The organism is Leptospira noumeaensis, from assembly GCF_004770765.1.
Lineage (GTDB): Bacteria > Spirochaetota > Leptospiria > Leptospirales > Leptospiraceae > Leptospira_A > Leptospira_A noumeaensis.
Window position 1 is genome coordinate 343,332 of sequence record NZ_RQFK01000011.1, and the last position, 16,115, is coordinate 359,446.

General features: G+C 38.1%; 16 protein-coding genes and 1 tRNA gene. 11 read left to right on the top strand and 6 right to left on the bottom strand.

Annotated features, from left to right (window positions below; translation table 11 throughout):
• Positions 1-209: 209 nt before the first annotated feature.
• Positions 210-1,532: a radical SAM protein gene (locus tag EHQ24_RS04790; protein WP_135600532.1), complete on the top strand. Its 1,323-nt coding sequence runs from the start codon at positions 210-212 to the stop codon at positions 1,530-1,532.
• A gap of 36 nt (positions 1,533-1,568) precedes the next feature.
• Complete coding sequence (locus EHQ24_RS04795) at positions 1,569-3,644, top strand: PP2C family protein-serine/threonine phosphatase (protein WP_135600533.1); 2,076 nt, start codon at positions 1,569-1,571, stop codon at positions 3,642-3,644.
• 19 nt (positions 3,645-3,663) lie between these two features.
• On the opposite strand, the gene EHQ24_RS04800 is transcribed toward EHQ24_RS04795, so the two are convergent.
• The 3 genes from EHQ24_RS04800 to EHQ24_RS04805 are packed head-to-tail and all read right to left on the bottom strand — an operon-like array spanning position 3,664 to position 5,543.
• Positions 3,664-4,089, bottom strand: a complete 426-nt coding sequence (locus EHQ24_RS04800; RefSeq protein WP_135600534.1) for a hypothetical protein — start codon at positions 4,087-4,089, stop codon at positions 3,664-3,666.
• Between the two features lie 49 nt (positions 4,090-4,138).
• The gene (locus EHQ24_RS19180; RefSeq protein WP_167483046.1) at positions 4,139-4,294 is read right to left on the bottom strand and encodes a hypothetical protein; all 156 of its coding nucleotides are present in this window, start codon (positions 4,292-4,294) and stop codon (positions 4,139-4,141) included.
• 55 nt (positions 4,295-4,349) lie between these two features.
• On the bottom strand, positions 4,350-5,543 hold the full coding sequence (locus EHQ24_RS04805; RefSeq protein ID WP_135600759.1) for an aminotransferase-like domain-containing protein: 1,194 nt from the start codon (positions 5,541-5,543) through the stop codon (positions 4,350-4,352).
• A gap of 73 nt (positions 5,544-5,616) precedes the next feature.
• Between EHQ24_RS04805 and EHQ24_RS04810 the strand changes: the two genes are divergently transcribed.
• Together EHQ24_RS04810 and EHQ24_RS04815 are read left to right on the top strand one after the other, a co-directional pair.
• A complete protein-coding gene (locus tag EHQ24_RS04810) occupies positions 5,617-7,023 on the top strand; it encodes an aminotransferase-like domain-containing protein (protein ID WP_135600535.1) in 1,407 nt (468 codons plus the stop codon).
• Positions 7,024-7,072: 49 nt separating this feature from the next.
• Positions 7,073-7,330, top strand: a complete 258-nt coding sequence (locus tag EHQ24_RS04815; protein WP_135600536.1) for a hypothetical protein — start codon at positions 7,073-7,075, stop codon at positions 7,328-7,330.
• A gap of 7 nt (positions 7,331-7,337) precedes the next feature.
• On the opposite strand, the gene EHQ24_RS04820 is transcribed toward EHQ24_RS04815, so the two are convergent.
• Positions 7,338-7,410: transfer RNA gene (locus tag EHQ24_RS04820), tRNA-Phe, on the bottom strand.
• Positions 7,411-7,479: 69 nt separating this feature from the next.
• Here EHQ24_RS04820 and EHQ24_RS04825 point away from each other — a divergent pair.
• From EHQ24_RS04825 to EHQ24_RS04850, 6 genes are all read left to right on the top strand, one after another.
• A complete protein-coding gene (locus EHQ24_RS04825) occupies positions 7,480-8,403 on the top strand; it encodes an alpha/beta fold hydrolase (RefSeq protein WP_135600537.1) in 924 nt (307 codons plus the stop codon).
• A gap of 95 nt (positions 8,404-8,498) precedes the next feature.
• Positions 8,499-9,119, top strand: coding sequence for a dephospho-CoA kinase (coaE, locus tag EHQ24_RS04830; protein WP_135600538.1), 621 nt, complete (start codon positions 8,499-8,501; stop codon positions 9,117-9,119).
• The gene (locus EHQ24_RS04835) at positions 9,116-9,898 is read left to right on the top strand and encodes an SPOR domain-containing protein (protein WP_135600539.1); all 783 of its coding nucleotides are present in this window, start codon (positions 9,116-9,118) and stop codon (positions 9,896-9,898) included. The genes coaE and EHQ24_RS04835 overlap by 4 nt, the downstream gene beginning before the upstream one ends.
• 134 nt (positions 9,899-10,032) lie before the next feature.
• On the top strand, positions 10,033-10,443 hold the full coding sequence (locus EHQ24_RS04840; protein WP_135600540.1) for a DUF2452 domain-containing protein: 411 nt from the start codon (positions 10,033-10,035) through the stop codon (positions 10,441-10,443).
• Between the two features lie 21 nt (positions 10,444-10,464).
• On the top strand, positions 10,465-11,160 hold the full coding sequence (locus tag EHQ24_RS04845) for a VanW family protein (RefSeq protein WP_341867233.1): 696 nt from the start codon (positions 10,465-10,467) through the stop codon (positions 11,158-11,160).
• Entirely contained in the window at positions 11,117-12,610 is a 1,494-nt protein-coding gene (locus tag EHQ24_RS04850) for a hypothetical protein (protein WP_135600542.1), read from the top strand. Before EHQ24_RS04845 ends, EHQ24_RS04850 begins: the two co-directional genes overlap by 44 nt.
• Here EHQ24_RS04850 and EHQ24_RS04855 read toward each other — a convergent pair.
• Together EHQ24_RS04855 and EHQ24_RS04860 are read right to left on the bottom strand one after the other, a co-directional pair.
• Positions 12,585-13,343: an SH3 domain-containing protein gene (locus EHQ24_RS04855; protein WP_135600543.1), complete on the bottom strand. Its 759-nt coding sequence runs from the start codon at positions 13,341-13,343 to the stop codon at positions 12,585-12,587. The two genes, EHQ24_RS04850 and EHQ24_RS04855, sit on opposite strands and share 26 nt — an antisense overlap.
• A gap of 108 nt (positions 13,344-13,451) precedes the next feature.
• Positions 13,452-13,853, bottom strand: a complete 402-nt coding sequence (locus EHQ24_RS04860) for a YidB family protein (RefSeq protein ID WP_135600544.1) — start codon at positions 13,851-13,853, stop codon at positions 13,452-13,454.
• A 301-nt stretch (positions 13,854-14,154) separates the two neighbouring features.
• On the opposite strand from EHQ24_RS04860, the gene EHQ24_RS04865 reads away from it, so the two are divergent.
• A complete protein-coding gene (locus tag EHQ24_RS04865) occupies positions 14,155-16,050 on the top strand; it encodes an FG-GAP-like repeat-containing protein (RefSeq protein ID WP_135600545.1) in 1,896 nt (631 codons plus the stop codon).
• Positions 16,051-16,115 lie beyond the last annotated feature (65 nt).

Consider the following 16,115-nt stretch of genomic DNA (forward strand, 5'->3'; position numbering starts at 1 on the left):
AACCGGGTATTGAAAAATTCCCAGCTTTTTTGTATTTTTTTCTGGAATGAAAAAAAATTCATTAGTTCGGAAAAAAAATAATTTAGTGACTGGATTTGTAAACGAATATTCAGTATTTTTCCCCGAAACGGGGTATTTTCAAGGGAAAAGAAGGGGTTTCCTTTGGAAAATCGCTTTGTCTAAGACATAGGACGAAAAAAACTCCCATTATGGCTGAAACTTCTACACTGAACCAAAGACCCGCCTCCTCCATCAAACTCCTAGAAGAAATGGAGCGGATGTATAAAGACCTACCTATGGAAGCCATTGTCAAACAAGACATCTTAAGGCAAGGCATTCACTTTTTACCAGAATCCTTTCAAGTCAAAGATCCTTATAAATCCAAAGACTACTTTATCTTTTCCTTCGATCATATCCCTCTTGCCGACCTAAAAGATGGGGCAGACACCAAAGCCCCCGAAGAGATTAAAATTTCAGGAGGTCACTTTGGCCTTTTAAAAACAGTGATCTCTACAAGAAACAACCCGAACTCTCCTTACAAAATGAAATCAAAGGAAGGAATTCCGACTCTGTATTTAGAAGAAACAGAGATTGGAAGTGCTGAGTACCCGCCCATTCCTTCTTGGTACAAACACAAAACCAAATCAGGAAAGTTACCGGGGGAAATTGCACCGGTAATCGAATGGGGTTACCTTTTGTACCTAACTGTTTTTCGTAACTGTCAATACTTTGGAAAAGATGAAGAATGTGCTTATTGTGACATCAACCATAACTACCGCCAACAAAAAGGTGCCGGCAGACCTTATACGGGAGTGAAGGATGTGGATGATATCTTAGAAGTCCTTTCTTGGGTGGATGCGGAAGACGAAGTAGCCAAAGTGTACACTCTAACTGGTGGATCGGTGCTTACCAATCTAAAGAAAAAATCAGAAGTGGATTTTTACCTCCAATACCCGGAAGCCATTGAAGCTAGGTTCCCCAAACGTTGGATGGGAAAACTAGTGGCGCAAGCTTTTGAAAAAGAAGACTGCCAAAAGTTCAAAGATGCAGGAATCCAAATTTATCACCCAAACTATGAAGTTTGGGATAAGGCACTTTTTGAAAAAATCTGCCCTGGAAAATCCAGTTGGATTGGTTACGAAAATTGGATTCGTCGGGTTGTGGATTCTGCTGAAGTGTTTGGGCCTGAAAATGTAATCCCTAACTTTGTGGGAGGGGTGGAACTTTCTGAACCTTGGGGTTTTAAAACGGTACCGGAAGCCATCAATTCCACAAAACAAGGTTTGGATTTTTTTATGTCCAAGGGAATTGTTCCCAGATTTACAGCGTGGTGTCCGGAACCTTATACTACCCTTGGCCAACAAGCAGGTCCGCCCCTTGTGTATTTTTGTGAACTCCTCCGAGCTTGGAAAGAAACCTTTGAAAAATACGGATTGCCTACGCCTCCAGGTTATGGAGATCCAGGCCCAGGTAAGGCAGTATTTTCTGTTTCGGCTTTTATGGATGTGATAGGATATTCTGGACGAAATTAGTCCTTTCCTGTACAAAGAAAAAACTAAAATCCGTATATGCGAAAACTCATTCTACTTACGGGAGTTTTTTCTCTCCTGTTTTTCCAAATTGCCTGTTATGGTCCCGAACAGGAAGAATCCTACCAATTCCGCCAAGGGGTTCTAGACATCCATGACCTCACTTTCAAAGAAGATACCATTGTAGATCTTTATGGAGAGTGGGAATTGTATTTTGGAGAATTCCACTACCCACCATTTCATGGAAAGAAAACTCTCACTGGGTATTTGGCCATTCCTAGTTCCTGGCAAGATGAAGAATTTGGAGGAGTGGAATTACCAAGGACGGGACATGTCACCTTACGTGCGTTTGTTCACATCAGCAAACAAACCATTGGCCAAGAATTAAGAATTTATATTCCTGATATCGCCTCGTCCTATCGATTTTTTGCCAATGGTATTTTGATTGGCGGCCAAGGAAAACCTGGGATCAACAAATTTGATGATACACCGAGGATCAAATCCAAATACTATACTCTCATTCCTGACAAAGAAGTCATCGAACTAGTCTTTCATATTGCCAACTACGATAACAATTTTGGTGGATTTTGGGCCATACCAAGTATAGGAAATAAAAATGCACTGGATAGGGAGAAAATGCTCTCCAATGCTCGTGAACTTTTTTTACTCGGAGCCCTTGTTCTCATTGGTCTTTATCATTTTGGATTGTATTTTTACAAAAGAAAAGAAACTTCCATTTTTTATTTTGCTCTCTTTTGTTTTTTGCTCGGGATTCGGTTGGCCTTTACGGGAGAAAGGTATATCTTAGAAGTATTTCCTAACTTTCATTGGCCCACTGCATTTCGGATTGAATTTGCTTCTTATTATTTTGCAGTCCCGACGTTTTTATTATTTATTTATTCATTATTTCCCGAAGAGTCCAATTCCAAATACGTACGTTCTGCACTCATAGCAAGCACCGTTTTTGCACTTACACTGTTTCTACCAATTTCAATTTTTACCATTTTATTATATGGGTTCCAAGTTTTAGCATTTTTAACGATTGGGTATGTCATACATATCAATTTAAAAGCGGTGATCAACAAACGTCCCAATTCTAAATTATTCTTTTTTGGACTTCTCATTTTGGCTTTTTCTGTGGCCTTTGATATTTTACGTCACAGTGTGAACAACAGAGGGATTGGTCTTACTCCTTATGCCCTACTCGGCTTTATTTTTATCCAATCTTTGATTCTTTCTAGCCGAATCGCCAATGCATTCATTCGTGCAGAAGAATTAGCGGAAAGTTTAAAGATCAGTAACGAATCCCTGATCGCAGTCACAGAAAACTTGGAACAAATTGTTTCAGAAAGAACTTACCAATTAAATTCTTCTTTGAATCGAATTCGGAAAGACCTCCTCCTTGCAAAAAAAATCCAACAAAAAATTCTACCAGAAGACGGAATCAAATTCGAACATTTAAAAATCCATTTGTATTTCCAACCACAAGAAGAAGTTGGAGGAGATTTTTATGATATCTTCGAATTGGATAATGGAACTGTTCGTTTTTTTGTCGCTGATGCAACGGGTCACGGAATCCAAGCAGCACTATATACAATGGCCATCAAATCGGAATACGAAGCCATCAAACGTTTCATTACTAAAACTGATGATTTGATGAACCACCTCAATCAAAAGATCCAAAACAAATTTTCCGGATTAAAAATTGTATTTTCTGGATTTTTATTGGATATCGATACAAAAACAAAAACCGTATACTATTCGTCAGCGGGTCATCCAAACCAAATTTTCCAAACAAACGGGGAACAAATCATTCTGGAACGAACGGGAAATATCATTGGTTTAAAAAAAGACCAACCTTATACACAAAAACAATTCCAAATGTCTATGGGAGATAGAATCCTTCTTTTTACAGATGGGATGTTAGAACAAAAAAACGAATCGAGAGAAGAGTTTGGGATGGAAAGAATCCAAAAAATCCTAAGTGACTTTCAAGGAAAGGAATCGGAAAGGGTGCTTGCAGAACTTGTCATCCAACTGTTCCTCTTCCAAGGAAAAGAAGAACAAGAGGATGACCAAACAATGGTTCTTGTCGAATGGGAAAAAACTTCGTAAAAGTTAATTTCCCTTTTACTCATTTTTTTAAGTAAAGATTATCGACTCCATTTTTTTCAAACTCAGCATCATACTTTTCAGCTTCCTTCCCTACTTTGTTTTCATAATCTTCTGGGGAAAGTGCTTCCAATTCTTTAACCGATACTTTTTGTTCCAAATCTCTTTGTGCCAGTTCCGTGGAAAGATCCGTCCAGAAAATATCATCGTTATAAGGTTCGATATAAGACTCGAATACTTCTTGGAAGTATTCTTCTGAAATGGTATAAAGCCCATTTTCAGAAACGATGGGACTTTCAGGAGATGAGGAAAGTTTTTTTAAAATGGATTGGATGAATTCGTCCACAGAAGGATCTGTTTCTTCGTGAGGAGAATTACTAACCCATTCGAATACTGCAAGTGCATTCAAAAGGTGTTTTGTTTCTTGGGGATTTAGATCTAAATTCATGATTACCTACTTTGTTTCCATGGAAGTGATCATCCTCCCTCTAGGCAAATCAAAGAATGACTGTGGATCTATTTTCCTTATAGTTTTGATAGATCTGGTCTACGAGAAGGCGAAAAGTTGGATCTTCTTTTAGAATTTCTAGTTTTTCCTCCAAACTCAAAATGGAGAACTTAGGATACAAAGCTTTGGTGACTGCGGGCTTCATACCTAAGTAGTAAACAAACAAGTAGTAATGTCAAGAAAAAAATACTAAACAAACGTCATGTATTTATGTCGCGATACACATCCGCGATTCGTTTCACTCCCTCCTCCATTACATCCTTGGTTAAAAAACTAAAGTTCATTCGGAAGTAAGAAGAAGACCGACTGGATGGTGAAAATTCAGTTCCCGGAACCATGGCCACACCATTTTTTAAGCAAGACTCCATAAATTGTTTAGAGTTTATTTTAGGATAATTCACCCACAAAAACATCCCACCTTCGGGAAGAGAAAATTTGGCTTCTGGCAAAAACTGATTCAATAAATACACCAAATACTCTTTTTGGTTCTGATAAAAGGATTGGATGGATCTTAAATGAAAATCAAAATCCATGGTTTCCAAAAGTTTGGAGACTACTACTTGGGAAAACTGATTGGAGTTTAAATCATTTCCTTGTTTGACAGCAGTAAATAAATTTTGATACAACTCAGGAACAATCACAAAACCCAAACGAAAACCTGGAGATAAAATTTTAGAAAAACTTCCAAGAATGAAAGTTAGGTCATTTCTTTTCCGAAACGAACTTACAGAAGGGTAAACTTTACCATCAAAATCTAAATACCGGTATGCCTCATCTTCAATGAAGATAATTTCATATGTATCCAGTAAGTTTGCAATTTTGATTCTTTTTTCCACAGACCAAGTATAAGTAGATGGATTTTGGTAGGATGGGTTTGCATAAAAAACATGGATTTTGTTTTGGGATAAAATTTCTTCCAAAAAGTAAAGATTGGGGCCATCCGACTCCATAGGGACACTTAAAAAATTGGGATGGTATGGGGAAAAAGCCTGCAATGCACCCAAATATACGGGATCTTCCAATAACACATTGGTATGGGAATCCATAAAAATTTTACCTAAAATATCTAAACCTTGTTGCGACCCATGAGTGACTGTAATCGAACTAGGAGATACCCAAGGAACATCTGTTAGTTTTTCTACAATCTGGATTCGTAAATTCGCGTAACCTGAAGAATCTCCATATTGGAGGGCTATGGAAACATTTTCACGAATGACAGTTTCCATTACCGAACTCAAAAGATCTTTAGGGAACAAATCAGGATTGGGAAGTCCTCCAGCAAAGGAAAGGATATCCGAATTTTTCACTGTTAATTTTAGAATTTCGCGAATGACAGAACTACGAACATAAGATGTACGTTTTGCTGAAAAAATAGTTGGCAGTTCTGTTTCCATATAATTAGAATAACAAATAAAATGACAACTGTCCATATACAGTTTTATATATCTATTAGTATACAGTTAACCTATGACAAAATACAAACAACTTGCCCTTGACCTAAAAAAAGAAATTAAGTCTGGTTATTATTCTGAAAAAGAAAGAATCCCTTCTCTTCGTGAAATTCAAGATTTAAAATCATGTAGTCTCACCACTGCGAAGGAGGCTTACCGAATTTTAGAAGAAGAAGGTTATATTTATGTTGTACCACAATCTGGATACTTTGTTCACCCAAACATTAGTTCCCTTATCTCAGGGCCACAAAATGAATTTTATCCGGCAGTGGAAGCTGATGATAGGATCCAACAAATCATGCGAACGGTTATGGATCCCAAATTGATTTCCTTTGGAGCGGCCATTCCATCGGATTTTTATCTGCCACTGGGAGGGATCGTTTCTTCTTTTAAAAAAGCACTCCAATACAAAGAAATATTTTCCTATGGAGACTTACAAGGAAACCCAGGGCTTCGGGAATGGATTCACAAAAGGACTTCCATCCAAGGTTACCGCGTCAATTCAGAACAAATCCAAATCACAAGTGGATGTACGGAATCAATAACCTTTGCCTTACTCAGTGTCACTGAACCCGGAGATACAGTCATTGTCCCTTCTCCGATTTATGTTGGTTTATTTCAAATTTTGGAAACTCTGAGACTAAAAGTAGTAGAGATTCCCTATAGAAAAGAAAATGGAATTTCCAGTGATGAATATGAAAAATTAGTTAAACGTCATAAACCAAAAGTATTCTTATTTGCAGCTAACTTCAATAATCCGAATGGAATTTTAATGAGCGAATTTACCAAACAAAGTTTAGCAAAAATATCTTATTTGTATGGAATTCATTTGGTAGAAGATGATATTTATGGTGATCTTTACTTTAATGGAACAAGGCCAAAACCTTTGGTGAGTTATTTCCCCCAAGAACTAAAAGGTCCAAAGTCTTATCTTTGTTCTTCCTTTTCAAAAACATTGTCTCCTGGACTTAGGATTGGTTGGGTGGCATCCAAAACAGGAATTCGTGAATTAAGCAAACGAACAAGAGCCTATAAAATTTCCGAAAACAATCCTACCCAAATGGCCATCTTAGAGTTTTTAAAACTACAAACCTTTGAAAGGCATCTCAAGTTTTTACGTTCCGAATACCACAAACTCACAGAAGAGTATACCAAACTTTTAGACTTTTATAGTGAAGGAAATTTGGAGATACAAAAACCAGACGGTGGATTTGTATTGTGGATCAAATCATCGTTAGATGGTGATAAGTTACTCAGTGAATCAAAAAAAATAGGAATGGCCATTGCCCCTGGATCTCTTTTTGGACTTTCTAAACATTGGGACAAACACTTTCGATTGAATGTTTCCGTTGGATTTTCACCAAAAATTAGAGAGAAACTGATTCAGTTCTCAAAGTTATTCTTAAAAAAACGGAAATCTTAAGTGAAAGTTTTTGGTTGCAAGAAGAGGTACGAGAAACAAGGTCTATACTATGTCAGAAACCACACGCAAGTATTTGGAAACTTCTCAAATCATTCCTTCCAAAGGGATGTCCTACACCATGTATGAAATTGAAGGCCAAGATACAATTTTACGAATGCTTACCTTTATCCCAGACAATGACGAAATTCACATTTATCCAAAACCACCGGTGAAAAAACTTTATAAACCGGAACTTTGCAAAAAAGTAGAGGAAAATGAATTTTTAGGACTTTGGACGATGGGTGAGGAAAGAAAAGCGGGAAATTAGGCAACCGTGGCCCCGGACAGAATCGAACTGCCGACACGAGGATTTTCAGTCCTCTGCTCTACCGACTGAGCTACAGGGCCTTCGGTTACGACCAAGGTATTTTTCCAGATCCCTCTGTCAACGAACCTTTATAATTTTTGCGAGGACACATGAAGAAGTTTAGGAAACCATTTGCGACCGTCATTTTTTCAATTTTTTTATTTGTACATTGTGCATCCACCCTTCACAAAACAGGGATTAACCTGGAGAGATACAGATCGGATTTAGAATCCAAATCTGTTTTAGTTGACGGTCTCGACTGGAAGTATACAGAAAAACCTGGATCCGCAGAGACCTTAGTCGTGGTACACGGCTTTGGTGGAGACAAGGACCATTGGACTCGGTTTTCTAGACACCTTCCGGATGGGATCCGAGTGATTGCTCCAGACCTTCCTGGATTTGGAGAATCGGATAAACCAGAAGGATTAAGCTACACACAAGAAGCCCAAGCCGATAGACTGTATCATTTTACCGAATCACTTGGCCTAAAAGAATTTCATATCGCTGGAAATTCTATGGGTGGTGGGATTGCAGGTATTTTTGCAGCCAAATATCCAGAGAAGGTAAAATCTCTCATCCTATTTGATAATGCAGGTGTCAAAAGCCCCACTCCGAGTGAAATGCAACTCATCGATATGCAAGGCAAACCAAGCCCACTTCTTGTCACAAGCCCCGAAGACTTTGATCGGCTTCTCGCATTTACCTTTGTCAAACCACCCTATCTACCTTCATTCCTAAAATCATACTTTGCTAATAAAAGTTTTGCGAACAGAGAATGGAATGCTTCTATCCTCAAACAAATCCGCAAGGAAGGTTATTTTTTAGAAGGAAAACTGACTGAGATAAAAGCCCCTACACTTGTGATTTGGGGAAAAGAAGACAAGGTCATCCACTATACAGTCATGGATGTTCTAAAAAAGAAAATGAAAACAAAACTAGAAACAGTTTTACTTGAGAATATGGGTCATGCACCCATGATCGAAGATCCAAAATTGTCCGCCAAACTTGTACAAGACTGGTTAAACAAACCGTAAAACTAGACAAAACATCTAAAATACTTTAGTATTTTTTTTCTAATTTAGAACAAAAAAATACTTGTACTTTCACGGGTTTTTTATGTTATAAACCCGTGACTCCAAAACATAACAACAAAACTCTGATTGGAATTACCGGATCGATTGGATCTGGAAAATCCACTGTACTTGCTATGTTTGGTGAGTTAGGAGCAGAAACGATCAGTTCCGATTCCATCGCACGCGGATTCACCGAACCAAACAGTCCCATATTGCCGGAACTCGTAAAAATCTTCGGAGATTCCATCCTAGATGAAAACGGCGCTCCCATTCGTGCAAAAATTGCCGAACTTGCATTCTCCGACAAATCAAAGCTAAATGCCTTAAACGAACTGATTCATCCCTTGGTCCGCCAAACCTTTCTTCAATTTCTAAATTCAAGAAAAGAAGGAAGTATCATCGCCTGGGAAGTCCCCCTTCTATTTGAAACAGATGCGCATACCATTTGCGATTTCACTGTGACTGTTTCCGTAAGCCCTGAAGTGGCCTGGGAAAGAGTTCAATCACGCGGCGGGATGGACTTAGAAGATTTTAAAAAACGAAACCTATCCCAAATGGATTTAGAGAAAAAAAAGTCTCTCTCCGATTTTGTCGTAACGAACGATAATCAAAGGGAAAAACTAAAAGAACAAATTGTCATCATCTATCAGGAAATCAAACAAAGGAAAAACAAATGAAAGAACGAGTATTTTACGTAATCAATTTAGACAAACAAAGAATTGGAGTATTATCCCTCTTTCTTTTTGCCCTATTCTTTTCGATTTTCTTTTTAGGAGTTTCCATCGGGAAAGGGAAAACTGAGGAAAACCTAGCCCGTGCTCAAGTTTTGGAAACACAACAGCCAAACACTGAAGTGACCGACAAGTCCATTCCTGCACCAACAGGATCCAATGGAACGGAAACAACCATTGGGCAAAACGCAGCCTCTTCTCTCACGCAAGGAACCAAAGCCAAAGAACAAACCAATCTTTCGCAAGAAATTCCGATGGCAGACGTAGGAAACCCTCCCTACTTTGTAGAAACTTCCACTGCGAAAGATGAAGAAGATGAGAAAAAACAACAAGTTGTGGATTTGACAAAACGCGCTGAAAAACGAGTGGTTTCCAACAGAACAGAAAGTTTCAAAAACTTGGCACCCACTTCAAAACAAACAAAATCGGCGAAATCAAACCATCAAGTATCCACAAGTTCCAAACCAGAAGGAAAACAATTTACGATTCAGCTTGCAGCTTTCACAAACAGAGTTTCTGCTGAAACATTTTTATCCCAACTGAGAGCAGATAACCATGGTAAGTTGCCAGCAAAATCTTTTATCGTTGTGAAAAACGGATTTTTTGTAGTCCAAATGGGAAAATCCAAAGACAAGGAAAGTCTTTCCAAAGTTCTTTCGAAAACTTCCATGCCTAAAGAAATTAAATCCAAAGCCATGGTCGTAAGTTACCAACCGCTATCTTAAAAATAGAGATCGTCAAAAACCTTGGCCTTCGGCTTTCCTAATTTTTTTTAGGGGAGCCTTTTTCTATTTTTCCACATGTTAGATTTTAGAAATTCATTGCCTATTTGTAAAATCACGATTGTCTAAAGCCTAGAATGGAAACCGAAGGAACTCCCCATCATAGCCTTACTTATGGGACAAGTAGACTTGCACCCAGTATCAGTTTGGTCGACCGTGCCAAAGAAATTGAACTAGCAGAAGAATCTGTCCAACTGCATTTGCATGGGAAACTAGAAGTCATTGCAAACCAAATCCGTCGATTGAAAGAAGAAGCAGAACTAATTCTAAAACGAGCCGAAAAAGACATCGAACTACACAAGGCACGTTGCCAGTTTGAAAAAAAAACTGGCCAAACCATTCATTTATACGAAAAAGAAAATGGTTCTTATTTTTCCCTTCTCTCTCCAAAAGACTGGGGTAACTTTCCTCCCCACCTTTACAAAGGTTCTTATATCATGAATCCAGACCGAAGTTTCACAGAAGTTCTTTTGGATGCCTTGGATTAAAACCTAACTTTGATTTCATTTTTGAAACTAAAAATAAAAACCTTACAAAGATGGTTTGCTAGCATCTTAAAAGGAGATTATTTTCTTTTTGGATTAAAACCAGTAAAACAAGACATTCATTGGTGCGAAGAAACAAGGCTCACTCTTCCCATTTTACCCTCTCCCTTAAAGGAAGGAAAACTTCGGAACCTTCAGATTGCCATTGAAAATATCAACGAACGTGTATTATATCCAGGTAGAATCTTTTCATTTTGGAATGAAATAGGAAACCCAACAATAGGTAAAGGTTATACGGAAGGCCGTGTGATTCGAGGTGGGCAGGTAAGTTCTGAAGTAGCTGGTGGTCTTTGCCAATTGTCAGGGATCATCTATTATCTTTCTTTAGAACTTGGATTAAAAATTTTAGAACGTTTCCCCCACTCCCGTGATTTGTATAACGATGAAACTAGATTTACCCCACTGGGAACTGATGCCTCTGTGGTTTACCCGACAAAGGATTTACGAATCAAAAATACCTATCCCTTTCCTTTACTTTTTTCCTTGGATTTAAAATCGACTGAACTTACTTTTCGCATCAAAAGCCCAAGTCCCATCAAACGAAACAAATTACATTTCAAACAAACTACCAAAAATGGATTTTCGAATGTGCAGGTCTTCTTAGAGTCGGAGGAAAATGGCAAACGTGTCCTCTGTTCTTCTGATGATTACCGATTATAAAAGAAAAGGATTCGTTTTCGGTATTTTTGTAATCCTTGTTTCTTTACAACTTTTTGTACAATTGAGTTCTTCCTTTGCCTTTGGGGCGGATGGGTATTACTACGCTGCCCAAGTGAATTCTTATATTACAAAAGGTAGATTCTTTAGTCCAGACGTTTCACCTATTTTATATGGCCTCGTTTATTTTTCAAAATTAGGAAACAATATTGTCCTAACAAATAAGGTGTTTGTATCTTTACTAGTTGGATTTTTATTTTTAGCAGGTTACCGGTTAGGAGTTCATTTAACAAGTCGCAGGTTAATTTCAATCTTAATTGGACTGATCTTAGTTTCCTCTTCCTTTCTCCCCCATTTTAGTTTTAACTTTATTAAAAACTTAGGAGGAATTTTATTCTTCATTCTATTTTTAACTGAAATATTGATTTTAGAAAAACTGGGAAACCAAAGAAAACCCATACACTATATCCGACTGGTTTTTATTTTTGGAATGGTTTTTTTAAGTCATAAAATCACAGCAGGGATCTCTCTTTGTTTTTTGATTCCTTGGGTTCTAAAACAGATTCGGTTTCAGAAACTTTATGGGATCTATTTAGCCATTGGATTATTTTTTGTTCTGATTGGACTTACAATTATTTTCCCTAATCTCCTTCACTGGGAAGATCTAAAGACAATTATCTTGGAAGAATCTAAGTTTCAATTTTTATCTCCCTTTTACCAATATACAAAACTTTATCCAGAATTTGTTTTGGAACAGATTTTATTTTTTTTATCACCGCTCTTTTATCTTTTTACGAGATCCAAACTAGAACACTTTCAAAAAACATTTTACGACAAACTAGTTGTATTGTTTTTTTTGTTATCACTTCCAATCTTTAGTTATACAGCCTTTAGTTTTCCCTTTCGTATGTTCCTTTTGATTTTTATTCCAGGAACCATCCTAATCCTTCCTGCACTTTCTCAAATCAAATCCAAATGGATGGTCACTCTACTCTGTGTATTGATTTTTCCTTATCAGTATTTTACAATGATCCGCGGAAAAGAATTCAACAACCAAGATTATAAATTATACTCGATATTACTTCCATTGTTCCAATTCCCCAAAGATACACTCATTATTGTGCACCAAGGCTTTGATTATTTTATTTGTTATCATAAGGCAGGAGATGCTTTTCATTTTTTACCAGAAGAAAAACACAAAAATAGACCCATCTATAGGATTGTGTATGGGGTGTCTGCCGAAGATTATAAAACCTTTTTACCGAAAGATACAAAGATACAATATTTGCCTGGGTTTTATTCTGTAATCGAGGAAAGGAAATGGCAGGAGTTCCTAGAAAAACTGCCTGCCGAATCTAAAAACCGTATTTTGGATTGGAAAAATCCAAACACACATAGAACCAATACGATGTTAAGGAACGAAATCTTTAAGGAGAAGAATAAGAAGATTTAGTAAAAGCATATTCTGTTTTACATGCAGAATCTAATTCTTTTTTCTCTTTTAATAACAAAAGTTTGTCGCTACATACATAAAAATACAAATCCAGTTTTCCCGCAACTGGATATGTGCTAAGAGAAACCAAATGTTCATCAGAATCAGAATATCCAAAATACGCATTGTTGTAAGCTGTTCTTTCCTCTTCCGTTTGCGGGTATTGGATAAATATAGAAGGCCGAACCAGCCTCGATTTTGTATCCAAAACCAAATGGTCGGAATACACATCAAACACTCCCTCTAGTTTTTCACTGATCCCAGAGTATTGATTGAACTCGCGGTAAACAAAACTTTCACCATCAAACTCAATTGTATGAGAACAATCCAATCGGTCTGGAATTGTACAAAAAACAAAATTTCCTTGAACGGCGGCAATCAACGCATCGCGAGATTCCACTTTGGAAATGGAAAGATACCCACCAAACACCCAACCAGTGATTGTTTGTGATTGCACACGGTACCAATAAGCAGAGATCCCATCAATTTCCACATCTTTTTCCGAACGCTCCAAAACCTTAACCAAATCTCCTAGTTTTAATTTCCCCACCTTTTCTCCGTCGAGTGTGGGAGTTTTCCGAGCATTGAGAACTGTAGCAGAAATAAATACATTTTGACCGACTTCGATTGTAGGTGTTTTTTTACATTGAAACAAAACCAAGGAAGTTAAAAAAATCAGGAACAATTTCTTCATGGATGGAAGATTAGAATTTTATAGAAAATTTGGCAAGAAAATTTGTGAGTTAGGATGAAAACATACCACCTAATTTTTCATAGGTGGATCAGGGCAAATGCAAAAAACCTATTTTGTAAATAAAGAAGCTAAAGATGAAAGTTGAGAAGTAAGGTCTCCACTTGGCTCTTTTCCATCAGGAGAGAGTTTATCTATCACCATTGGCAATAAATTTCCAATGAGGTTTGCCGTAGCTTCGGAATCTAATCCGACTTTCCCAGCAAGTTCCTTTACCGAATCACTTCCTAAAACCTTCATGACATCGGCGGCACCAATATTCACATTGTCTCCGGTTCCCACCCAAGATGACGCAGCTTCTGTAAATCCCTTGTCTTTAAATTTTTGTACAATTCCGGATACTCCACCATTGTCTTCGATGATCTTTTGAATCCCAGAAACAACTTGCGGATTGTTTTGTACTAGCTCCACTGCCTGAGCTGCGACGGCTTTCAAACTTTCAAAAAAACTCATGCGATGGATCGTGAATTATAGAATTGAAAAAGGAAAGAAATTTTTTGATTTCAAATTTTTATTTCATTTATTTTGATTCGAGGTAATCCTAAGAAATCAAATCTATTTAACAAATGATCTTAAATCATTTCCCAAAGTATGTGAGTGAGAAGAATCGTTATGCGAAATTGGATTCAGTTTTTTGAAGGATTCCAGGAGGCAATCCTCGTTTTCTTAATGTTTTTATTTACAGCGAAAAATAAATTATTGCATTCCAATTACTGGATGAAAAACATCAACTCAATGTTAGTTGTAAAAAGCCATGGCATTTAAAACATTCGCCCATATTCTGAACAAACGACTACTAACACTAGGACTTTCCTTTTTTCTGCTGAATTGTTGGGCAAACCCTCTCACACACCCACCCATCGAATGTTTGATGAAATTACCCAATTTCCTCTGCCCTGACAATGACAGACTCAAAAAATGGTCACCTTATCTCTATTTGGCCTTACTGCCAGAATCAACAGTCACCATTTCCAACCTAACCAACCATTCAATTGTCGAAACCGGATTTGTTGTGGGAACGGTTCCTCCGGGACAGGCGTATGTAAATGTTGGCATTGATGATGCTCCTCCGACCCAAGTGCCAGTGGTCAATGGAACCTGGAGATATGCGCTTCCTGCAAAAGCGGTTAGCGGTACTTTTTGGACATACGGTAGCCTTCATACCATCTATGCTCACATTCCTTACGAAAGACCCAATACCATCCAAGTGCGTAAAGGAACGAATCATGATACGGATGGAGATGGGTATCCCGATTTGATTGTATCGGCGACACCTGTCAATAGTATCCAAGGATATGGATATGTGTATAAAACAAATCCTTGGATCAAACAACTAGAAACGAATCCCGTTACATCACTAACAGATGGAACCACAGGAACGTATTTTGGATGCCGTATAGGATCAGGTGATTTTAACGGAGATGGATATGCAGATGTTTTAGTTGGTGCACAAGCGTATAATGGTGCGACAGGAAGAGTATATGTATTTTTGAGTAAAGGCCAATCGGGTATCCCATCTCAAAATCTAAATGCCGGTGGATTTGCAGATGCGATTCTCGATGGAGTGATAGGTTCAGGTAGATTTGGAACAAATATCATTGGAGCTGATATCAATAACGACGGTTATGATGATGGGGTATTCGCCTCGCCCTGGCTGAATGAATTATTTATTTTATATAGCCAAGGACCAAACGCAATATTGTCGCAAAACACAAATACAGCGAATTTTGTTTTTAAAAATCCTGCGACTGTTCCTAATCCAGATGATAATTTTGGATCTCTTGCATATGCAGGAGACTTGAACGGAGATGGATTTTTAGACCTTGTTGTCAGTGCAGCAATATACTCCTCAAATAGGGGAAGGATTTATATTTTTATTTCCAATCAAGGATCATTGCCAACAACTCCTCAGCAATATCTCGTTGCTCCAACCGAACCTTCGCCGGGTTGTGCTGCTGGAACCGGCTGCCAATTTGGAACTAGTTTTGTATTGGATTATTTCAATTCTGACAATTGCATTGATCTTGCTGTAGGGGGCCCCACCTTCAATACAAATCAAGGTATAGTATTTGTATACCACTCCACCTGTGATTCAACAAACCCGTATCCGAATCCACCAGTAGCAACACTCATTGGCCCACCTACAACAAGTTGTAACGGTACTAATTGTTCCTTCGGAGGAAACCTAACCTCTGGCGATACAAATGGCGATGGATTGCCAGATCTTTTAATTGGAGCCGCAGGCGCAAGTTCCGGAATCGGTGACGTTTACTTAGTGTTAAATGATCCAACTACTGGATTTCCCAACTTGAATTTAAGTGCTGCTGGATCTGCCAATAGCCTCTTTTCTGGTTCACTTACAAATAGTGGTTTCTCTCAAGGACTTCAGTTCCAAGACACCAATGCGGATGGTCTCCAAGACATCGTCATCTCGGAACCTGCAACCACCAATCGAGTGTATACATTTCATAGTGTGCGTGGCGGAGTACCAGCAAGCCAAAACTTAAATGGAACTGGTGTTACGAACCAAACCCTTGCTCCACCAGCCGGAACTTCCTTGGGGAATACGATTGCTGAATTGAGAATCAAGGCAGAAGGATATCTGTGGGCTTTGGTGGCGAAGGCGAAGATATATTTGGGGTGGATATAAAAGCAGATTAGTTTTAGTTTCTTACGGGGGCATCTCGCCATCGTTTGGTGGAGGACAAATCATAG